This is a genomic window from Burkholderia sp. AU6039, assembly GCF_002223365.1.
In the GTDB taxonomy this organism is placed as follows: domain Bacteria; phylum Pseudomonadota; class Gammaproteobacteria; order Burkholderiales; family Burkholderiaceae; genus Burkholderia.
This window is the reverse complement of sequence record NZ_NKFK01000007.1, coordinates 294,374-312,697: the sequence shown is the minus strand read 5'-3', so window position 1 is coordinate 312,697 and position 18,324 is coordinate 294,374. Positions and strand designations below refer to the sequence as shown.

Below are 18,324 nucleotides of genomic sequence, written 5' to 3'. Positions count from 1 at the left end.
AACGCCATGAACAGCGCAGCTCGCCATCCGAAAGTCATGCGTCGCAGCCTGCATCGCCAGCGCGGTGCCGTCGCGATCATCGTCGGTCTCGCACTGGCGGTGATGATCGGGTTCGTCGGCCTCGCGCTGGATCTCGGCAAGCTGTACGTCACGCGCAGCGAACTGCAGAACAGCGCCGATGCCTGCGCGCTGTCGGCCGCGCGTGACCTGACCTCGGCCATCAGCCTGTCGGTGGCCGAGGCGGACGGCATCGCCGCCGGCCACCTGAACTTCGTGTTCTTCCAGAACAAGTCGGTGCAGATGTCGACGAACGCGAACGTCACGTTCAGCGACTCGCTGTCCAACGCGTTCCTGACGAAGAACTCGGTCACGACGCCGGCGAACATCAAGTACGTGCAGTGCACCGCCACGTTGAGCAACATCGCGCACTGGTTCATCGAGATACTGAACGTGCTGCCGGGCACGAAGCTCGCGAACGCGGCGGAGGTGTCGGCCAGCGCGATCGCCACCGTCGGCGGCGGGCAGACGACCTGTGCGATTCCGGTGTTCGTGTGCCGCGGCCCGTCCGACCCGGCCTACAAGGTCGGCGACTGGATTTCGTCGCCGTCCGGGTCGTCGTCGACCTACGGGCCGGGCAACTTCGGCTGGGCGGCGCTCGACGGCACGACGAGCGAAACCACGCTCTCCAGCGAGCTGTCGGGCAACACCTGCAACATCAAGAGCCCGCCGGATCTCGCCACCACGGGCCTGAAGTCGGCGTCGCTGCGCGCCTGGAACACGCGCTTCGGCATCTACACGAATGGCGCGAACGGCTCGAGCGGCCAGCCCGACTTCACCGGCTACGCGTATGTCGGCCCGAACTACGGGCCGCCCGGAACGGCCGGCATCAAGGGCGATGCGTACACGCAGTTCGTGGCCGACCGTGCAGCCTTCAAGTCCTACCAGGGCGACGGCGCGCCGCCGACCGGCAGCGGGATCAACACCAACGGCACCGCGACGGCGAGCAACTACCAGACTTTCGGCAGCGACCGCCGCGTCGCGCTCGCGCCGGAGGGCGACTGTTCGACGCTGTCGGGCAGCAGCGGCAAGGTGCACGTCACGCAATGGGACTGCGTGCTGATGCTCGATCCGCTGCCGTTCAGCTCCGGCAGCGGCGCGATCGTCGCGCACCTCGAATACCTCGGCTCGTCGGTCTCCGGCAACAATCCGTGCGCGACGCACGGCTTGCCGGGCAGCGGCAGCGCGTCCGGGACCCAGGTCCCGATGCTCGTTCAATAGCGGAGAGCGGATCATGAAAAAGCCCCCGTTTCGCCGTTCGCGCACCCGCGGCGCCGTCGCCGTCGAGTTCGCGCTCGTGCTGATGCCGATGATCATGCTCGCGACCGGCGTGGCCGAGTTCGGCCGCGCGATCTACCAGTTCGAGACGCTGACCAAGGCGACGCGCGATGCGGCGCGCTACCTGTCGGTCTGGTTGCCGACCGACAGCGCGTATCCGGCGTCGCAGGCGCAGTGCCTCGTCGTCTACGGCAGCACGACGTGCGGCGCCGCCGGCACCGAGCTGGTGCCGGGGCTCACGACGTCGATGGTGACGATCTGCGACGCGCAGCGCACGACCGGCTGCAGCGACACGTCCGACCCGTCGCAGTTCGCGAACCTGCCGACCTACGACTCGAACAACAACGCGTCGGGCGGCACCGCGACGGGCGCGATCAACGTCGTCGAAGTGAAGATCACGGGCTACAAGTACCAGCCGATCCCCGCGTTCCCGGGGCTGCCGTCGATCACCTTCAACAACATCGTCACCGTGATGAGGCAAGTGTCATGAACGCGCGCCATGCCCCCCCGTCACGCCGGCGCGCCCAACGCGGCTCGGCGATCGTCGAGTTCGCGCTGATCGCGTGGATCCTGATCATGCTGCTGATCGGCATCTTCGAATTCGGCCGCGTGCTGTTCTACTGGAGCACCGCGAGCGAAGCCGTGCGCCTGGGCGCGCGCACGGCGGTGGTGTGCGACGTGAATGCGGCCGGCGTGGTGAAGCGGGTGAGAGGGCTGCTGCCGCTGCTGTCGAACGCGAACGTGTCGGTGAACTACTCGCCCGCGAGCTGTGACGTGAATTCGTGCGCGTTCGTGACGGTCAGCGTCACGAACGTCACGGTCAAGACGATGATCCCGTTCGTGAACATCACGGTGACGATGCCGCCGTTCACGACGACACTGCCGCGCGAAAGCCTCACTTCCGCGACCGGCGGCGCCAACTGTAATTAATCGAACAGGCGAGGCACACGACATGATCAACATCCTCGTAGCTTCCGACGACACCGCGCGTCTTTCGCAGATCGCGCGCCTCGTGGCCGACTGCGGACACTATCGCGCGACACGCGCGACCGGCCGCCCGTCGCAGATCGAACATCGCACCGACGGGCTCGACGCGTTCGACATCCTGCTGGTCGACGGCACGTCGCTCGACCCGTCCGAGCTGTCTGCGATCGAACGGATCTGCCGCGCGCACGCGAGCCTGACCTGCATTCTGGTGACGGCCGACGCGTCGCCGCACGTGCTGCTCGACGCGATGCGGGCGGGCGCGCGCGACGTGCTGCAGTGGCCGCTCGACCCGCAGGCGCTCGGCCACGCGCTCGAACGGGCGGCCGCGCAAAGCACGCGGCGCGACACGGACGACACGCGGATCGTGTCGTTCATGTCGTGCAAGGGCGGGGCCGGCACGAGCTTCGCGGCCAGCAACCTCGCATTCGAGATCGCGGAAGGCTACAAGCGCCGCGTGCTGCTGATCGACCTGAACCAGCAGTTCGCCGACGCGGCGTTCCTCGTCAGCGACGAAACCCCGCCGTCGACGCTGCCGCAGCTGTGCGCGCAGATCGAACGGCTCGACAGCGCGTTCCTCGACGCGAGCGTCGCGCACGTGACGGAAAACTTCCACGTGCTCGCGGGCGCCGGCGACCCGGTCAAGGCCGCCGAGATGCGCGAGGACGCGCTCGAATGGATCCTGGGCGTCGCCGCGCCGCGTTACGACTTCGTGATCTTCGACGTCGGCGTCTGCATCAATCCGCTGTCGATGGTCGCGCTGGATCGCAGCGACCAGATCGCGCTCGTGCTGCAGCCCGCGATGCCACACGTGCGCGCCGGGCGCCGGCTGCTGGAGATCCTCGTGTCGCTCGGCTACTCGACCGACCAGATGCGGCTGATCGTGAACCGCGCGACGCGCGCGAGCGACCGCACCCGCACGGCGCTCGAGGAGGTGCTCGGCCTGCATGCGGCCTGCACGATTCCCGACGATGCCGACACCGTGCTCGAAGCGCTCAACCAGGGCCATCCGGTGTCGCGGGTCGCGCGTGGCACGGGGGTCGTCCGTGCGTTGCAAGGGTATGCGAAGCAACTCGTCGAAGGGGAGGTGCGCGCGGGGCACGGCGCGACGCACAGCGAACCGCTGATGTCCCGGCTGTTCGGCCGCAAGGCCACGCCGAAGCTCAAATCCATGTAAATCTTTCGGGGAACCATCATGTCATTGCGCGAACAGATGTCCTTGCACCGGGCCCAGCCGCTGGCGACGGGCAGCGAACCGACCGGCCCGGCCCATTCGTCGGTGCGCGACGCATACCAGAAGCTGCGCCGCGAAATCCACCTGGCCGTGCTCGAACGTGTCGAGCTCGAGCGCCTGTCGCGGATGCCGCAGGAATCGGTCCGGATGGAGATCGGCCTGCTGATCACGCGCATCCTCGACGAGGAGCGGCTGCCGGCGAACGACATCGAGCGGCGGCAACTGGCGATCGACGTGTACGACGAGATGTTCGGTTTCGGCCCGCTCGAAGCGCTGCTGCGCGACCCGACCGTTTCCGACATCCTCGTGAACACGTACCGGCAGGTCTATGTCGAACGCTTCGGCCAGCTCGAACTGACCGACGTGACGTTCTACGACGACGCGCACCTGATGAAGGTGATCGAGAAGATCGTGTCGCGCGTCGGGCGCCGCATCGACGAATCGAGCCCGATGGTCGACGCGCGGCTGCCCGACGGCTCGCGCGTGAACGCGATCATCCCGCCGTCCGCGATCGACGGGCCGCTGATGTCGATCCGGCGTTTCGCGGTCAATCCGCTGAAGATGGACGACCTCGTGCGCTACCACAGCCTGACGCCGCCGATGGCCGAGCTGCTCGACGCGCTGTCGCGCGCGAAGGTGAACGTGCTGGTGTCGGGCGGCACCGGCAGCGGCAAGACGACGCTGCTCAACATCCTGTCCGGCTTCATTCCGCGCAACGAGCGGATCGTGACGATCGAGGATGCCGCCGAACTGCAACTGCAGCAGCCGCACGTGCTGCGGCTCGAAACCCGCCCGCCGAACATCGAAGGCAAGGGCGAGATCACGCAGCGCACGCTGGTGCGCAACGCGCTGCGGATGCGCCCGGACCGGATCATCCTCGGCGAAGTGCGCGGCGCGGAAGCGCTCGACATGCTCAACGCGATGAACACCGGCCACGAAGGCTCGCTCGCGACGATCCACGCGAACACCCCGCGCGACGCGCTGACGCGGCTCGAGAACATGATCAGCGTCTCCGGCCTGACGCTGCCGCCGAAGACGATGCGCCAGCAGATCACATCGGCGATCTCGGTGGTCGTGCAGGCCGCGCGGCTGACCGACGGCAGGCGCAAGATCGTCAGCATCCAGGAACTGACCGGGATGGAGGGCGACATCATCAACATGCAGGAGATCTTCACGTTCAAGCGAACGGGCGTGGACCGCGACGGTTCGGTACGCGGCCACTTCTGCGCGACGGGCGTGCGGCCGAAGTTCGTCGAGCGGCTGCAGGCATTCGGCATCAACCTGCCGGATTCGCTGTACGACCCGTCTCAGCGGTACGAGACGAACTGACGACAGGGCGCCGTTCGCTGCCGGGGAGGCTTCATGAACACGATCTTTTACGGTTTTGTGATTCTCACCTTCGTCGCGGTGGTCCTCGCGATCGAAGGCGGTTATCAATGGTGGAACGCGCGGCATGGCGCGGCCGCGCGCCGGATCGAATCGCGCATCCGCTCGATGTCGGCCGGCGGCAACGTCCAGCAGGAACGGCTGTCGATCCTGAAGAAGCGGATGCTCGACGAATCGAAGCCGTTCGACCGGCTGCTGCTGCGCATGCCGCGCGTGCATCGGCTCGATCTCGTGATCCAGCAATCGGGCCTCGACTGGACGCTGCCGAAGCTGATCATGCTCAGCACGGTGTTCGCGGCGTTCGCGTGGCTTGCGCTGAGCTTCGCGACGTTGCCGCAGCTCGCCGCGCTGCCGGTCGCGCTGTTCGCCGGATGCCTGCCGATGATGTACGTGATGCGCTGCCGCGGGAAGCGGATGCGCAAGCTCGAGCGGCAGTTGCCGGACATCTGCGACATGATCGCGCGCGCGCTGCGGTCCGGCCACTCGTTCACGAGCACGCTCGGGATGGTCGGCGACGAGTTTCCCGAGCCGATGGGCGGCGAGTTCCGCGTCACGTTCGACGAGGTCAACTACGGCGTGTCGCTGCACGATGCGCTGATGAACCTGGTCACGCGCGTGCCGGTGCAGGACCTGCGCTACTTCGTGATCGCGGTGCTGATCCAGCGCGAGACGGGCGGCAACCTCGCCGAGCTGCTCGACAGCATCGCCGCGCTGATCCGCGAGCGCTTCAAGCTGTTCGACAAGGTGCGCGTGCTGTCGGCGGAAGGGCGGCTGTCGGCATGGATTCTCGGGCTGCTGCCGTTCGGCACCGCCGCGGTGATGGCGCTGCTGAACCGCGAATTCCTGTCCGTGCTCTGGGAGGACCCGGCGGGGATCAGGATGGTCGGCACGATGCTGGTGTCGATGCTGTTCGGGCTGCTCTGGATCCGCCGTATTGTCCGCATTCGCGTCTGACGCGCGAGCCGTATAACGAACCGTTGCGAGGCTGTCATGCAAAACCTGAGCGTAGTCCAGGCCGTGATGCTGGGCGGCTTGTTTCTCTTCGTGGCCGGCGGCGCGCTCGTCGCGATGCTGCTGTTCGCGCCACGCAGCATCCAGCGCCGGGTCCAGCAGGCCGGCGGGGCCGGGGCTGGCGCGGCGGGCGTGGCGGGCACGGGCGACGGCGACGACCTGACGTCGCGCTGGGTCGCGAAGCTGGTCGAGCTGTCCACGCCGATCTCGAAGTTGTCGGTGCCGAAGGAGGGCTGGGAGAATTCGCCGCTGCGCATCCGGCTCATGAATGCCGGCTGGCGCAACCAGAGCGCGGCCGCGCTGTATTTCACCGCGAAGACGGCGCTCGCGCTCGGGTTGCCGTGCGCGGCGCTGCTGGTGCTGATCACGACGTCGCTCGGCGACGAGCGTGCGATCCTGTCGGTCATCCTCGTCGCGCTCGCCGGCATCGGCTACTACATCCCGAACGTCGTGCTGTCGCAGCGGGTCAAGGTGCGCCAGCGGAAGATCTTCGAGGATTTCCCGGATGCGCTCGACCTGCTGACGGTGTGCGTCGAGGCGGGGCTCGGGCTCGATGCGGCGCTGATGAAGGTGAGCGAGGAGCTGCGGTTCAGCAGCGAGGTGGTCGCGAGCGAACTCGACCTGCTGCTGCTCGAGATGCGCTCCGGCTTCACGAAGGAGACGGCGCTGCGCAATCTCGCGCTGCGTACCGGCGTGGAGGACATCGAATCGTTCTGCGCGATGCTGATCCAGGCCGACCGCTTCGGCACGAGCATCAGCGAATCGCTGCGCGTGCTGTCCGACATGCTGCGCACGCGGCGCCGGATGCGCGCGGAAGAGCGGGCCGCGAAGATCGCGCTGAAGCTGCTGTTCCCGCTGATCTTCTGCATTTTCCCCGCACTGATGATGGTGCTGCTCGGGCCGGCGATGATCCACGTCTATCGCGTGCTGCTGCCGACGTTCGTGGGCATCGGGCAGTGAGTGACGCGCCGGCGTTGCGCCGGTTGCGTCGATCAAGGTATTGCGTGCCGGATGGCCACCCCCACCGGCCGGCACGGTAACAGGCTTCATGGAGGCTCCCTCCCCAGGCGGCGCCGCGAGACAGGTTGACCATAGCGGCGTCAAGGCATCCTGGACCCATGGTCGGCCATGGAACGAGCCGTAGTCCACCGCCTCAGCGGCTGCCCCCTACTGCTAACCTGAATGCCGGCGAAGTTTGCCGGCATCGCGTTGTGCGCTCGAATGAAACGGCAACGCGATACCTCGCCTGATATTGAAAGACGGCAATGATCCGCGGGATTGTTGACTCCGTCGTTCATTGCAATGGCTTCTCGTTCGTTTTTTGCGCACCGCTGCGCGCCATCCGAAAATCTCCTTGAAATACCCGGCCCGAATTTCTACATTATTGAAAATCATGTCTGCATCACGGTACTGACGACGCAAACGTTGCACGTGCCGGAAATACCGAACAACAACACTTGAAAATCAAGAGACTGCCCGACAATACGGAAAACAGGCCAGTCACGCACGATCAAGGCCGGGGGAAACATGAACGAGCAAGCAATGGCAAGCAGGTGGCCTGACGCTTCATCCAGCAGACCTCCGCGGGCCCGTGGCGCCCGCGCGAATCCGCCGCGCACGTTCCCCGGTCCGCTTCCCCCCGATTCCTGACCGCCGGCACGCGACCGCGTCCGCAAGACCGTTTCCGCACCGACATCCCGCACGACGAAGCACACCCGAAGCGGCCCGTACACGGCCGGCGTCGCGTCGCGCGTCGGCCGTGCCGGCACGACCATTCGAACGAGGGACCCAGCATGGCCATCGATGTGCCTGTGACACGCCGGACGTTTCTGAAGCTGGCCGGGAGCGGCGCGCTCGTCGCGATCTCGATCACCCATTTGCCGGCGCTGGCGCTCGGCGCCGCCGGGCAGGCGGACGACGGTGCGGCCGGGCCGGGCTGGGCGCCGGTGCCCGGCAAGGCGCGCTGGCGCATCGACGGCATCCCGAAGGTCACGGGCCAGAAGATCTACGCACGCGACTTCAAGTCGCGCGACTTCGTCGGCTGGCCGCAGCAGGAGAACTGGCTCTATGCGTTGCGGTGCGATCGGGTCGACGCCGTGTACGAAGGCTATGACCTCGGTGTGCTGCCGGCCGAATTGCGGCCGATCGCCGTCGTCGACAACGCATTGCTGAGCGCGCGACGGATTCCGCTGGCACCCGAGGCCGACCCGATCGCGAACCAGGACATCTACTGGCTCGCGCGCACCGGCCACGCGGCGGATTGCTACGGACAACCGGCCGCGCTGCTGATCTTCGAGAACTTCGATGTCTATCGTCGAGCGAAGAAGCTGCTCGATTTCAACCGCAGCGTGATCCGTTACGGCGCGCCGGTCACGCGCCCGACGGCCGCGCAGGCCGTGCCGTTTTCTCCCGTGACCATCTACGTGCGCGATGACGAACGCGGCTTCAACTACGTCGACAACTACCAGACCGACAGCAGCGGCAAGCCGACCGCCGAATACCTGAAGCAACGCGAGGAGGCGGTCGCCAACATCGATGCGACGATCGCCCGCAACGCGGCCGCCGGCGCGTGGATCGGCGTGCGTGCGACCGGCAACGAAGGATTCGAGACGCCGGCGATGGACCCGATGTTCATGGAACCCGAAGCGGGGCTCGCCTGGTACGACGCGTCCAGCGCGACGATGAGCCTCGTGCTCGGTACGCAGTCGGCGAACGACGATGCGACCGGCGCGCTCGCGCTGTTCCAGGGCAGCGACATCGCGGCCAAGGAGGCACACGTCATCGCGTGCTATCCGGGCGGCGGTTTCGGCGGGCGCGACAAGTCCTATTTCCCGCTCTATCTCGGGCTCGCGGCGCCGTTCGCGACGGGCGCGCTACGCTGGCAGCAGTCGCGCTACGAGCAGTTCCAGGTCGGGTTGAAGCGCTGCGAAACGCAGTTTTCCGAATCGCTGTGGTTCAACCGGCGCGGCAAGCTCGAAGCGATCACGTGCGATTTCCTGATGAACGGCGGCGGCAAGAAGAACCTGTCGCCGTACGTCGCGCAGCTTGCCGCGCTGAGCGCGATGAGCTGCTACGAGATTCCGCGCGCACGCGCGCAGGCGGCCTCGACTTACACGCGGGAAGTGTTCGGCGGATCGCAGCGCGGCTTCGGCGGCCCCCAGGCGTTCATGGCGGTCGAGACGCTGATGGACGAGGCCGCGCACCGGCTCGGGCTCTCGCCGTTCGCGATCCGTCGCGCCAATTTTCTCGGCGGCACGCCCGGGCTCGGCAAGGGGCGCGCGATCACGGGTGCGCCGATCCTGTTCGACCTGCAGCTCGACGCGCTGCTCGACCGGCTCGAACAGCACCCGCTGTGGCGCGAACGCGAGCGCACCCGCGCGGAACGCGCTGCGCGCCATCTCCGCTACGGCGTGGGCCTGGCAATGGCGAACGAGGCGTACGGCACCTCCGGTGACGGCATGTTCGGGATGGTGCAGATCCTGCCCGACAGCCGGCTGCGCGTGGTCACGCCGTACACCGACATGGGTAACGGCGCGGCCACGACGCTGGGGCTCGCACCGTCCGAATTTCTCGGGCAGAACGCGCAGACGATCGCCATGAGCGAGATCGGGCCGTTCAATGCACTCGGGCTCACGCGTTCGAGCAACCCGTCGGCCAATCCGAAGACGGTGCGCTACACGTACGGTTCGTCGAGCGCCTGTCTCGGCGCATTCCATCAGTACCACGCGGTGAAGGGGGCGGCCCAGGCCTTGTTCCTGCAAAGCGTGCTGCCGGCGGCCCGTGCATGGTGGGGCGTGTCCGTGCGGGCCGAGGACGTGCGCTGGGCCAATGGTGCGCTCGTCGCGAACGGCCTCGCGCCGATTTCGTGGCCGACGCTGCTCGACACCATCACGAAGCTGGGCCTGCAGACGGTGGCGGCCGTGCATGCGAGCTATGCCGGCTACTTCTGGAAGGGCACCTATCCGTTCGCGTCGGGCAGTGCGCAAATCGACTACGACTACGTGGCGGTCGGCCTCGATCCTTACTTCCTGACGCCGCTGTACCGCACGCTGCAGGCGCCGCCGGTCGACACGAGCCTCTATGGGCGCACGACCTATGCGCCATCGGCGTCGCTCGTCGGCGTGTCCGTCGATCCGGCGAACGGGCGCGTGAAGGTCGAGCGCGTGGTGTCGGCGGTGAGTGTCGGGCGGCAACTGTCGCCGGAGCTCGTCGAAGGACAGTCGCAGGGCGCGGTCGCGATGGGGATCGGCAACGTGCTGACGGAGACGTGCCCGCTCGGCCCCGACGGCCCGGGTGGCGGCCGATGGAACCTCGACCGCTACGAGGTGACGCGCCTGCCCGACATTCCCGAGCAGGAGCTGATCGCGCTGCCGCCGCCCGGCAACGATCCCGCGAATGCGCGCGGCATCGCGGAAGCGGTGATGTGCCCGATCGCGCCGGCGCTGCTCAATGCGCTGGCGATGGCGACGGGGCGAAGGTTCAGGGTCACGCCGGTCACGCCGGACAAGATTCGGGAGGCACTGCAATGAGCGATCCGGTCCGCATGGTCGTGAACGGCCAGCCCGTCGAGGCCCCCGCCGACGACGCCGACATGAACCTCATCGACTTCCTGCATGAACGACAGGACCTGACCGGCACGAAGCTGTGCTGCGGCATCGGCGTGTGCCGGGCGTGCACGGTCGGCGTGCGCAACACGCCCGACGCGCCGATGGAAAAGACGCTGTCGTGCTCGACGCCGGTCAGCGCGATGGCCGGCATGCACGTGTACACGATCGAAGGGCTCGCGCAGGACGGCACGCTGTCGCCGCTGCAGCAGAGCTTTCTCGAATCGTTCGCGTTCCAGTGCGGCTACTGCGCGTCGGGATTCCTGATGGCCGCGACCGCGATGCTCGATCATCTGCGCGCGCAGCCGGTGCCCGCCGCCGAGCTGGACGCGATGATCGAAACGTGGGTGGGCGGCAACGTGTGCCGATGCACCGGCTACGTCAAATACATCGAGGCCATTCGCAAGGTGGCGATGCGCTACACGAAGGAGGCGGCATGACGATCAGGACCTGCGTCGCGGCGCTGGCGCTGCTGCTGGCCGCGTCCGCGTCGTTTGCCGCGGAAGGCGCCGATGCCTCCCTGCACGAATACGCGCAGCAGTGCACCGACGAAATCGGCGAGATTCCCGCGTTCGACTGCAACAGCGGGACGGACGTGCCGATCACCGTCAACGGCAGCGTGCCCGCGCGGTACACGGCACACATGACCTGCGATCGCCCGGCGCTGTTGCCGTACGACGCGCCGACCTCCGGGCAATGCACGCCTTACTCGAAGATCCTCGACCTGTCTCACGGCGACACGCAGATCTCGGCGTTTTGCCGTCGCAAGCAGATCCGCGAGAACCGCAGCCCGTACTACGACGAAGTCGACATCGTGCTGCACCACGTGCGCAACGGCAAGACCTGCTGGTTTCATGCGGACAAGGGCGGCACGGGCGGCATGGACGCGTCGCGCGTGCCGCCGCCCAACGAGAAGACCCCGCCGCCCGGTCGTCCGTCGGCCGCGGAATTCTGGTGGAAACCGGCTGCGACCGCGACGAAGCGCTGCGTGTCGTGCCACGATGCGAGCCCGGTCATGTACAGCCCGTGGATCGGGCAGGTATGGAACCGCGTGCCGACCGATCCGTGGGGCAAGTACGTCAATCTCGGTGCCGACTTCGCGTCATGGACGTCGCACGCGATCAGCACGCCCGGTAACACCTGCATCGGCTGCCACCGGATCGGCGACCAGAACAGTTGCAAGATCTACGTGCCGCTTGCCGCCGGGTTGCTGCCGCCGCCGAAAGGCAGCAACCCGCTGGCGAGCAGCTATCCGCTGACGCACTGGATGCCGATCGACAACAACCGCAGCCGCGACGAGTGGAACGCGGCCAACGTGAAGTCGGTGAGCGACCTGCTCGAGTGCTGTTCGGCGCGGGGCGAGAACGATCCGAAGTGCTCGTTCACGCCGGCGGCGCAGGCGGCGAAGTAGGGGGCCGCCGGGCGGCGGAACGTCGTGCCCGTTCAGCCTGTTACGGCCGTCACTGAAAGTGATGCACGTAGCGCAGCACCATCCGCGTGCCCTGCGGCCGGTTGCGCGCATAGGTTTCGAAGTACGCGTTGAACATCAGATGATCCTGCGGCGAGAAGCTATACATCGCCCCCGGGCCGATCGCGAACACGGCCTCCCGCGTGCCCGGCACGTCCTGCCCGTTTGCCTTCATGTCGGTGGTCTGGCGCAGCCAGTAGCCGTTGAGCCCGAGCCGCAGGCCGGGGCGCACTTCATACTCGGTCGCGAAGTTTGCGTGAATCGCCTGGCCGGCCTGCGTCGACGTCACGTCCGGGCCGAGCGACGTGGCCGGCTGATGGTTGGTCGCGTTCCACAGATAATGCAGCCGCCACGACACGGTCCACTTGGGCGTGAGCCACAGCGTCGCCGCCCAGTACGGATCGAACGACCAGACATGGCTGCCGGGATTGATCGCGCGTGACGGATCGTACGCGCCGGTCGGCGCGATGAACTGGAATTCCACGCGCTGCGCGAAGCGCGGGCCTTGCGCGCCCATCACCGGGTCGAACTGGATGAACGGGCCGATCAGCAGGTCGCCGAAACCGGCGCGCGCATTCAGCGCGACGTTGCCGATGCCGTCGTCGGTTCGCGCGGACGCGATCCACGGCAGGATCACGTCGAGGCCGGGATGCATGCCCGCGAACGTCAGCGGCGACTGATAGACGAGCTGGCTCAGCCCCGCGAACAGGTCGATGTCCTGTTTCGGCAGCCCGACCTTGTTGCCCGCATTGTCGTTGACGCGGCCGGCCGTGTAGTACTGCAGGTACTGCGTGCCGTACCAGCCGGAGCCGGCCGGCGGCATCCCGTCGAGGAAGCTGGTCATGCCGAGGTTGACCGCCGGCAGGTCGGCTGCGCCGGCCGGCGCGCCTGCGGCCATGCCCGCGATCGTGAGGCCTGCGACGACGAGCATGCGAGAGCCGAGTTTCATGTTCACCACCTCCTGTTGATTTATTGGTACAACTAATCAAACGGCGCGAAAAAGATCGGGATGGTCGGCGATCGCACGATACTGGCCCGCATGGAACACGAGCGGCGCATGGCCGAACGTGTCGAACTGTTCGATCTGGCCGATGAAGAGCAGGTGATCGCCGCCTTCGTAATGGCCGACGTTGCGGCACACGAAGCGCGCGCTCGCGCCGTCGAGACAGGGCACGCCACCGGTTTCCGAATCGACGTGAAGCACGCCGTCGAACTTGTCGGCGCTGGGCGTCGCGAAGCGGCGCGACAGCTCGATCTGGTCGTGCGCGAGGATGTTGATCGCGAAATGGGTGGCCGCGACGAAATCCGGGCGGCTCGGCGCGACCTTGCGCAGGCTCCACAGCACGAGCGGCGGATCGAGCGACAGCGACGAGAACGAATTGGCGGTGAGGCCCACCTTGCGTCCGTCGGCCGCGCAGGTGGTGATCACGGTCACGCCGGTCGGGAATTGCCCGAACGCGGCGCGTAACTGCAGCGGGTCGAGGGCCGGGCGATCGGTAGCGGTCGTTTCCATGCCGGTCACTCCGTGCGTGCGCTGTGTTCGCGGATCATCGCCGCGCAGGCCGACGGCTCGAACCACCACGGCGAGAACCGGCGCGGATCGTCGAAGCCGTCGACGATCGCCGCGGCGAGCGACGGCAACTGGCCGGCCGCGCCGAGCAGTTCGAGGATGTGCGGCGGTGGCGGCGTGAGCAGCGAGTTGGTCCAGCGCACGACGTGCTGCGCATACGCCCAGTACCCTTCGAACGTCTGCTGCATCCAGTCTTCGCCGAACGGCGCGGCATCGCGTGCGACGATCGCGTCGAAATACGCGTTCGCGCATTTCGCGGCGTTGTTCGATCCCTGGCCGGTGATCGGATCGTTGACGACCACCGCATCGGCCATCCCGAACACCGTGCGGCCCGACGGCAGCCGGAAGAACGGCTTGCGCACCGTCGGCGTGAAGCGTCCGGCGAGCGTGCCGTTCGGATCGGTGAGCTCGACGTCGCGGCAGCGCTCGAATTCCCACGGTACGTACTGCTGCAGGAACGACAGGCTCCGGTCCAGATGCTGGTCGGGCGTCTTCACGTCGGCCCAGCAGTCGAGCGGGCCGCCCGGGATGCCTTCGAACACCATGATTTCGCACGGGCCCGTCGTGGTCAGCGCGGGAAACACGAAGTACTCGCCGATGCCCGGCAGCAGGTTGAAGCGCACGCGCGAATACGGCTGGCTCGGCGTCATCCCTTTCACATAGGTGAGGGCCAGCGCGCGTTGCGGGCGGTCGAACGCGCTGCGCGTGTCGTCGCGGCCGAGCAGGTTGACGATCTCGCCCTTGCCGGCCGCGAGCAGCACGAGGTCGTGGCTGCGTGCGAGCTCCTCGAGTTCGGGCACGCCGATGTCGGCAATGCGCACGTCCGCGCCCCGGCGCTTCACGCGGTCGAGCCAGTCGGCCATCTTCACGCGCTGGTCGACCGACTGCGCATAGCGCGTCAGCCGCGACGACCAGTCGATCACCTTGCGGCCGTTGCCGTCCGGATGCGGTACCGCGATGCCGATCCCTTCGACGGACGGGCACGCTTCCTCCCAGGTGTTCAGGCCGAGATCGCGCTCGATCTGCAACGACGTGTGGAACATGCACTGGCTCGACATGACCTTGCCGGTGCGGATCTGCTCGGCGTCGCGGTTGGTCGCGAGCGTGACGTGATAACCCTGGTCGAGCAGGGCGAAGGCGAGTTGCAGGCCGGACTGACCGGCGCCGACGATGGCGATGCGTCTCATGGATGTGTCCTTGGTTGGCCGGATGCCGGCCGGAATCGAAATGGTTGCGGGATGCGGCGGCGAGGAACGGTCACTCCGCGAGACGCGGAATGGCCGGCACCGCCTGTTCGGGGCCCATCGCGGCATAGCCGCCATCCACCGCGTAGTCGGCGCCGGTCACGAAGCTCGCCGCGTCGCTGCACAGGAACGTCACGACCTGCGCGACCTCGGACGGATCGCCGACCCGGCCGAGCAGGTGGAACGGCGCGGCGACGCGATCGGTCTTCGCGCGGTCGCCGTGCGTCAGCTCGTCCATCACGCGCGACCAGGTCCAGCCCGGCGACACCGAATTGACGCGAATGCGGTCGGGCGCGAGATCCATCGCCATGCTGCGCGTGAGCTGGCGGATCGCCGCCTTGGACGTCGGGTACAGCCAGCGGCCGGTTTGCGCGCACTGGGCCGAGATCGAGCTGAAGTTCACGATCGCGCCGCCGCCGCGCCGGACCATCTGCGGATGCACGGCCTTGGCGAGCATCGCCGCCGACACGACGTTGACGTCCATCGCGGCGAGCCAGTCGTTGCGGGTCGCCTGGATGCCGTTGTCGACGTAGCTGCACGCGAGGTTGACGAGCACGTCGATCGCGCCGAACCGCTCGACGATGGCCGCGACCGCATGCTCGATCGCGCGATCGTCGGTGATGTCGAGCGCGACGAACATCGCCCGTTCGCCGAGCGAGTCGGCCACGCGCGCGCCGTTCTCCGCATCGAGATCGAGGATCGCGACGCACGCACCGGCGTGGCTCAGGTCCTGCGCGACCGCGGCGCCGATCAGCGTGGCGCCGCCGGTGACGATCGCGACTTTGCCAGCAAGGGCAGTCATGGGGTGTCTCCGGAAATCGTTGGGTGGGGGAAGGTGTTGCGTCAATGCGTGCCCGACGACGGCTCGCTGTCCTGCCAGCGGCGCATCAGCCCGTTCGACGGCACGGTTTCGTCGAGCAGCTTGCGGGCCGTTTCGACACCCGCGACCGGCAGGCCGGCCGGATCGAGCAGGCCGATCTGCACGAGCACGCTCGCCTGGTCCCAGTAGATGTGCTCGTGATAGAGCTTGTCGCCGCGAAACTTGACGATCGCGACGAGCGGAATCTCGACGCGCTTGCCGGTCGGCGCGACGCCCGGCAGCATCCAGTCGATCTCGGTGGTGTGCGTGAAGCAGAACAGCAGCTCGTCGACGATCTGGCTCGCGCCGACCGTGCGCGAGATCGGCGTGATCGTCGTGTCCGGCGGATTCGCGTGCACGAAATGATGCGTGTAGAAGCGCTTGAGCTCGTCGTAGCCGACGCCGCCCGTCAGCGTCGGAATATGGTTGACGTACGGCTCGGCAACCATCGTCGCCATCGTGGCATCGACGTTGCGCGTGTCGAACTCGTGTTGCAGATGCGCTTCCCACAGTGTGGACAGGTCGTAGTGCGGGCCGAGCGCGGCACGGAACGCGGCGATCGCGCGCTGATGGGCCATGCTCGCGGCGGCCTTGTCGAAATGATCGCCGCCGGCGCGTGCGAACGCGTGATCGACCCCGGGATACACGTACACTTCGACGCCGTCGCGCCCGGCCAGCGCGTCGGCGATGCGCTGCTGCGCGTCGGGCGGGCAGAAGCGATCCTGCCCCGCGATCTGCAGCACGAGCCGGCCGTGCAGGTGCGACGCCTCGTCGAGCGCCTGCTCGATGCCCACGCCGTAGTAGCTGACCGCCGCGGCCACGCCCGGCAGCCGGCACGCGGCGAGATACGCGAGCTTGCCGCCGAGGCAATAGCCGAGCACGCCGGCTTCGCCGGTGCATTCCGGTAACTGCTTGAGTGCGTCCAGCGCAGCGCCGACATCCTCGACGCCCTTGTTCTCGTCGTATTCGTGGTAAAGGGCCATCGCGCGTTCGGCATCCGCTCCCGCATAACCGAGTTCGATCCCCGGCGCCTGGCGCCAGAACAGGTCGGGCACCAGCACCGTATAGCCTTCCTCCGCGTAGTAGTCGGCCGCTTCCCGCATCGTCGCGTTCGCGCCGAAGATCTCGTGGCACAGCACGATGCCGGGCCCGGTGCCGCCGGCCGGCGTGCTCAGGTACGCGCGAAACGTGCCGCCGTCCGGCGACGGAATCTCGATGTGACGTCCTTGCATGTGTCCCTCCATTCCAGTTTTGTGCTGCGACGGGCCCAGTATTGGCGGACGAAATGGGCACTTCTATCCGCTTTCTTCGGCCGGTATCCGCGAATTCCGGAAACCTGTTGCACCGGCCGCCGCGCGTGGGCAGGTGCGCGGCTGACTGCGGGTATGTGCGGATGCGGAAGCCCCGCACAGTTTTCTACGATGCGCGAACGGTCCGCTTCTTGCGTCATGTGGGCGGGACTCGCGTGCTTTGGCGGCCGGACTGTCCGGATACTCCGGGCGCTATCCGGATCGTGCGGCGGATGCCCCTACATCGGGAATGCATGCACGGCGCGAGTGCAATGGAGCATGACGGGAGAACTTCGATGGCGCAATTTTCCGAAACGGGCTGGCTGCCGGATACGGCCTGTTTCAATCACGACAACCTGCTGCTGCAGTCGAACGACGTCGACGAGGTGCGCGCACGCGTCGCCGACGTCTTCAAGCCGCACCGGCTCACGCCGACCGGCGAATCGCGCGCGCTGCACAGCTGCATGCATCACGCGCGCTGGGGCAACCTCTCGTTGAACCTGCTCGATTATGGCGGCGGCGTCAGCATCGAGCCCGGCCCGCTCGAGCACTTCTTCCTGTTGCAGATCCCGTTGCGCGGCGACGCGGAGATCGAGTGCGGATCGGCGCGTTTCGTGTCGTCGCCCGGCACCGCGTCGCTGATCTCGCCGACGCTGCCGCTGAAGATGCGCTGGGGCGACGCGTGTCCGCAAGTCATCCTGCGCATCGAGCGCGAAGTGATGGAGCGCCACGCACAGCGGCATTTCGGCGACGACCGGCGCGCGCCGGTCGAATTCGAGCCGGAGTTCAGCCTGTCGTCGGCGCAGGGCGCGTGTCTGATGCAGATGCTGCCGATCCTCGCCGGCGCGATCGCGACGGACGCGCACCCGCTGCGTCATCCGCTCGCGTTCGAGCAGCTCGAATCGACGCTGCTCAACCTGCTGCTGCACGGCCACCCGAACAGCGCACGCAACGGCACGCGGCACCTGCCGGTGGCGATTGCGCCGTTCTACGTGCGGCGCGTCGAGGACTACATCCGCGCGCATCTCGACGAGCCGCTGACGATCGAACGGCTCGCCGAACTCGCCGGCGTCAGCCCGAGCACGCTGTTCGCCGGCTTTCGTCATCGCCACGGCACCACGCCGATGGGCTTCGTGCGGCAGTTGCGGCTGCAACATGTGCGCGAGGAACTGCTGGCCGACGCGTCGCCGGGGCTCGCGTCGGTGACGGACGTCGCGCTGAAATGGGGTTTCGCACACCTCGGGCGGTTCGCGATCGAGTACAAGCGGGCGTTCGGCGAGTCGCCGTCGGCGACGCTCAGGATGCGGCGCGGGCGCGCCTAGCGGCTCACGCGGCAGCCC

The 18,324-nt window shown here is 67.4% G+C and carries 16 protein-coding genes; 11 read left to right on the top strand and 5 right to left on the bottom strand.

What is annotated here, in order from left to right; genetic code table 11:
- Positions 1 to 6: 6 nt before the first annotated feature.
- From CFB39_RS33575 to CFB39_RS33525, 10 genes are all read left to right on the top strand, one after another.
- Positions 7 to 1,278, top strand: coding sequence for a pilus assembly protein TadG-related protein (locus CFB39_RS33575; RefSeq protein WP_089476194.1), 1,272 nt, complete (start codon positions 7 to 9; stop codon positions 1,276 to 1,278).
- 13 nt (positions 1,279 to 1,291) lie between these two features.
- Positions 1,292 to 1,825, top strand: coding sequence for a TadE/TadG family type IV pilus assembly protein (locus CFB39_RS33570; protein WP_089476193.1), 534 nt, complete (start codon positions 1,292 to 1,294; stop codon positions 1,823 to 1,825).
- Positions 1,822 to 2,265: a TadE/TadG family type IV pilus assembly protein gene (locus tag CFB39_RS33565; protein ID WP_089476192.1), complete on the top strand. Its 444-nt coding sequence runs from the start codon at positions 1,822 to 1,824 to the stop codon at positions 2,263 to 2,265. Before CFB39_RS33570 ends, CFB39_RS33565 begins: the two co-directional genes overlap by 4 nt.
- A 22-nt stretch (positions 2,266 to 2,287) precedes the next feature.
- Positions 2,288 to 3,496, top strand: coding sequence for an AAA family ATPase (locus CFB39_RS33560; RefSeq protein ID WP_089476191.1), 1,209 nt, complete (start codon positions 2,288 to 2,290; stop codon positions 3,494 to 3,496).
- An 18-nt stretch (positions 3,497 to 3,514) separates the two neighbouring features.
- Positions 3,515 to 4,882: a CpaF family protein gene (locus CFB39_RS33555; protein ID WP_089476190.1), complete on the top strand. Its 1,368-nt coding sequence runs from the start codon at positions 3,515 to 3,517 to the stop codon at positions 4,880 to 4,882.
- 33 nt (positions 4,883 to 4,915) lie between these two features.
- Positions 4,916 to 5,893: a type II secretion system F family protein gene (locus CFB39_RS33550; protein WP_089476189.1), complete on the top strand. Its 978-nt coding sequence runs from the start codon at positions 4,916 to 4,918 to the stop codon at positions 5,891 to 5,893.
- A gap of 36 nt (positions 5,894 to 5,929) precedes the next feature.
- Entirely contained in the window at positions 5,930 to 6,910 is a 981-nt protein-coding gene (locus CFB39_RS33545) for a type II secretion system F family protein (RefSeq protein ID WP_089476188.1), read from the top strand.
- Positions 6,911 to 7,743: 833 nt separating this feature from the next.
- The gene (locus tag CFB39_RS33535) at positions 7,744 to 10,479 is read left to right on the top strand and encodes a xanthine dehydrogenase family protein molybdopterin-binding subunit (protein ID WP_089476186.1); all 2,736 of its coding nucleotides are present in this window, start codon (positions 7,744 to 7,746) and stop codon (positions 10,477 to 10,479) included.
- A complete protein-coding gene (locus tag CFB39_RS33530; RefSeq protein WP_089476185.1) occupies positions 10,476 to 10,994 on the top strand; it encodes a (2Fe-2S)-binding protein in 519 nt (172 codons plus the stop codon). The genes CFB39_RS33535 and CFB39_RS33530 overlap by 4 nt, the downstream gene beginning before the upstream one ends.
- On the top strand, positions 10,991 to 11,965 hold the full coding sequence (locus tag CFB39_RS33525) for a hypothetical protein (RefSeq protein ID WP_089476184.1): 975 nt from the start codon (positions 10,991 to 10,993) through the stop codon (positions 11,963 to 11,965). The genes CFB39_RS33530 and CFB39_RS33525 overlap by 4 nt, the downstream gene beginning before the upstream one ends.
- 49 nt (positions 11,966 to 12,014) lie before the next feature.
- Here CFB39_RS33525 and CFB39_RS33520 read toward each other — a convergent pair whose 3' ends face one another.
- The 5 genes from CFB39_RS33520 to CFB39_RS33500 all read right to left on the bottom strand — a co-directional run bounded on the left by CFB39_RS33520 (position 12,015) and on the right by CFB39_RS33500 (position 16,927).
- On the bottom strand, positions 12,015 to 12,971 hold the full coding sequence (locus tag CFB39_RS33520) for a transporter (protein WP_089476183.1): 957 nt from the start codon (positions 12,969 to 12,971) through the stop codon (positions 12,015 to 12,017).
- A gap of 36 nt (positions 12,972 to 13,007) precedes the next feature.
- A complete protein-coding gene (locus tag CFB39_RS33515) occupies positions 13,008 to 13,535 on the bottom strand; it encodes a flavin reductase family protein (RefSeq protein WP_089476182.1) in 528 nt (175 codons plus the stop codon).
- A gap of 5 nt (positions 13,536 to 13,540) precedes the next feature.
- Positions 13,541 to 14,779, bottom strand: coding sequence for a styrene monooxygenase/indole monooxygenase family protein (locus CFB39_RS33510; protein ID WP_089476181.1), 1,239 nt, complete (start codon positions 14,777 to 14,779; stop codon positions 13,541 to 13,543).
- A 70-nt stretch (positions 14,780 to 14,849) separates the two neighbouring features.
- Positions 14,850 to 15,638 carry an SDR family oxidoreductase gene (locus tag CFB39_RS33505; RefSeq protein ID WP_089476180.1) on the bottom strand — a complete coding sequence of 263 codons (789 nt, stop codon included), beginning with the start codon at positions 15,636 to 15,638 and terminating at the stop codon, positions 14,850 to 14,852.
- A 41-nt stretch (positions 15,639 to 15,679) separates the two neighbouring features.
- Positions 15,680 to 16,927, bottom strand: coding sequence for a dienelactone hydrolase family protein (locus CFB39_RS33500; protein ID WP_089476179.1), 1,248 nt, complete (start codon positions 16,925 to 16,927; stop codon positions 15,680 to 15,682).
- 353 nt (positions 16,928 to 17,280) lie between these two features.
- Between CFB39_RS33500 and CFB39_RS33495 the strand changes: the two genes are divergently transcribed.
- A complete protein-coding gene (locus CFB39_RS33495; protein WP_089476178.1) occupies positions 17,281 to 18,306 on the top strand; it encodes an AraC family transcriptional regulator in 1,026 nt (341 codons plus the stop codon).
- Positions 18,307 to 18,324: the final 18 nt, after the last annotated feature.

Coding starts and splice junctions, on each gene's coding strand:
- CFB39_RS33575 (WP_089476194.1), top strand. CDS start 7: ATGAACAGCGCAGCTCGCCATCCGAAAGTCATGCGTCGCAGCCTGCAT.
- CFB39_RS33570 (WP_089476193.1), top strand. CDS start 1,292: ATGAAAAAGCCCCCGTTTCGCCGTTCGCGCACCCGCGGCGCCGTCGCC.
- CFB39_RS33565 (WP_089476192.1), top strand. CDS start 1,822: ATGAACGCGCGCCATGCCCCCCCGTCACGCCGGCGCGCCCAACGCGGC.
- CFB39_RS33560 (WP_089476191.1), top strand. CDS start 2,288: ATGATCAACATCCTCGTAGCTTCCGACGACACCGCGCGTCTTTCGCAG.
- CFB39_RS33555 (WP_089476190.1), top strand. CDS start 3,515: ATGTCATTGCGCGAACAGATGTCCTTGCACCGGGCCCAGCCGCTGGCG.
- CFB39_RS33550 (WP_089476189.1), top strand. CDS start 4,916: ATGAACACGATCTTTTACGGTTTTGTGATTCTCACCTTCGTCGCGGTG.
- CFB39_RS33545 (WP_089476188.1), top strand. CDS start 5,930: ATGCAAAACCTGAGCGTAGTCCAGGCCGTGATGCTGGGCGGCTTGTTT.
- CFB39_RS33535 (WP_089476186.1), top strand. CDS start 7,744: ATGGCCATCGATGTGCCTGTGACACGCCGGACGTTTCTGAAGCTGGCC.
- CFB39_RS33530 (WP_089476185.1), top strand. CDS start 10,476: ATGAGCGATCCGGTCCGCATGGTCGTGAACGGCCAGCCCGTCGAGGCC.
- CFB39_RS33525 (WP_089476184.1), top strand. CDS start 10,991: ATGACGATCAGGACCTGCGTCGCGGCGCTGGCGCTGCTGCTGGCCGCG.
- CFB39_RS33520 (WP_089476183.1), bottom strand. CDS start 12,971: ATGAAACTCGGCTCTCGCATGCTCGTCGTCGCAGGCCTCACGATCGCG.
- CFB39_RS33515 (WP_089476182.1), bottom strand. CDS start 13,535: ATGGAAACGACCGCTACCGATCGCCCGGCCCTCGACCCGCTGCAGTTA.
- CFB39_RS33510 (WP_089476181.1), bottom strand. CDS start 14,779: ATGAGACGCATCGCCATCGTCGGCGCCGGTCAGTCCGGCCTGCAACTC.
- CFB39_RS33505 (WP_089476180.1), bottom strand. CDS start 15,638: ATGACTGCCCTTGCTGGCAAAGTCGCGATCGTCACCGGCGGCGCCACG.
- CFB39_RS33500 (WP_089476179.1), bottom strand. CDS start 16,927: ATGCAAGGACGTCACATCGAGATTCCGTCGCCGGACGGCGGCACGTTT.
- CFB39_RS33495 (WP_089476178.1), top strand. CDS start 17,281: ATGGCGCAATTTTCCGAAACGGGCTGGCTGCCGGATACGGCCTGTTTC.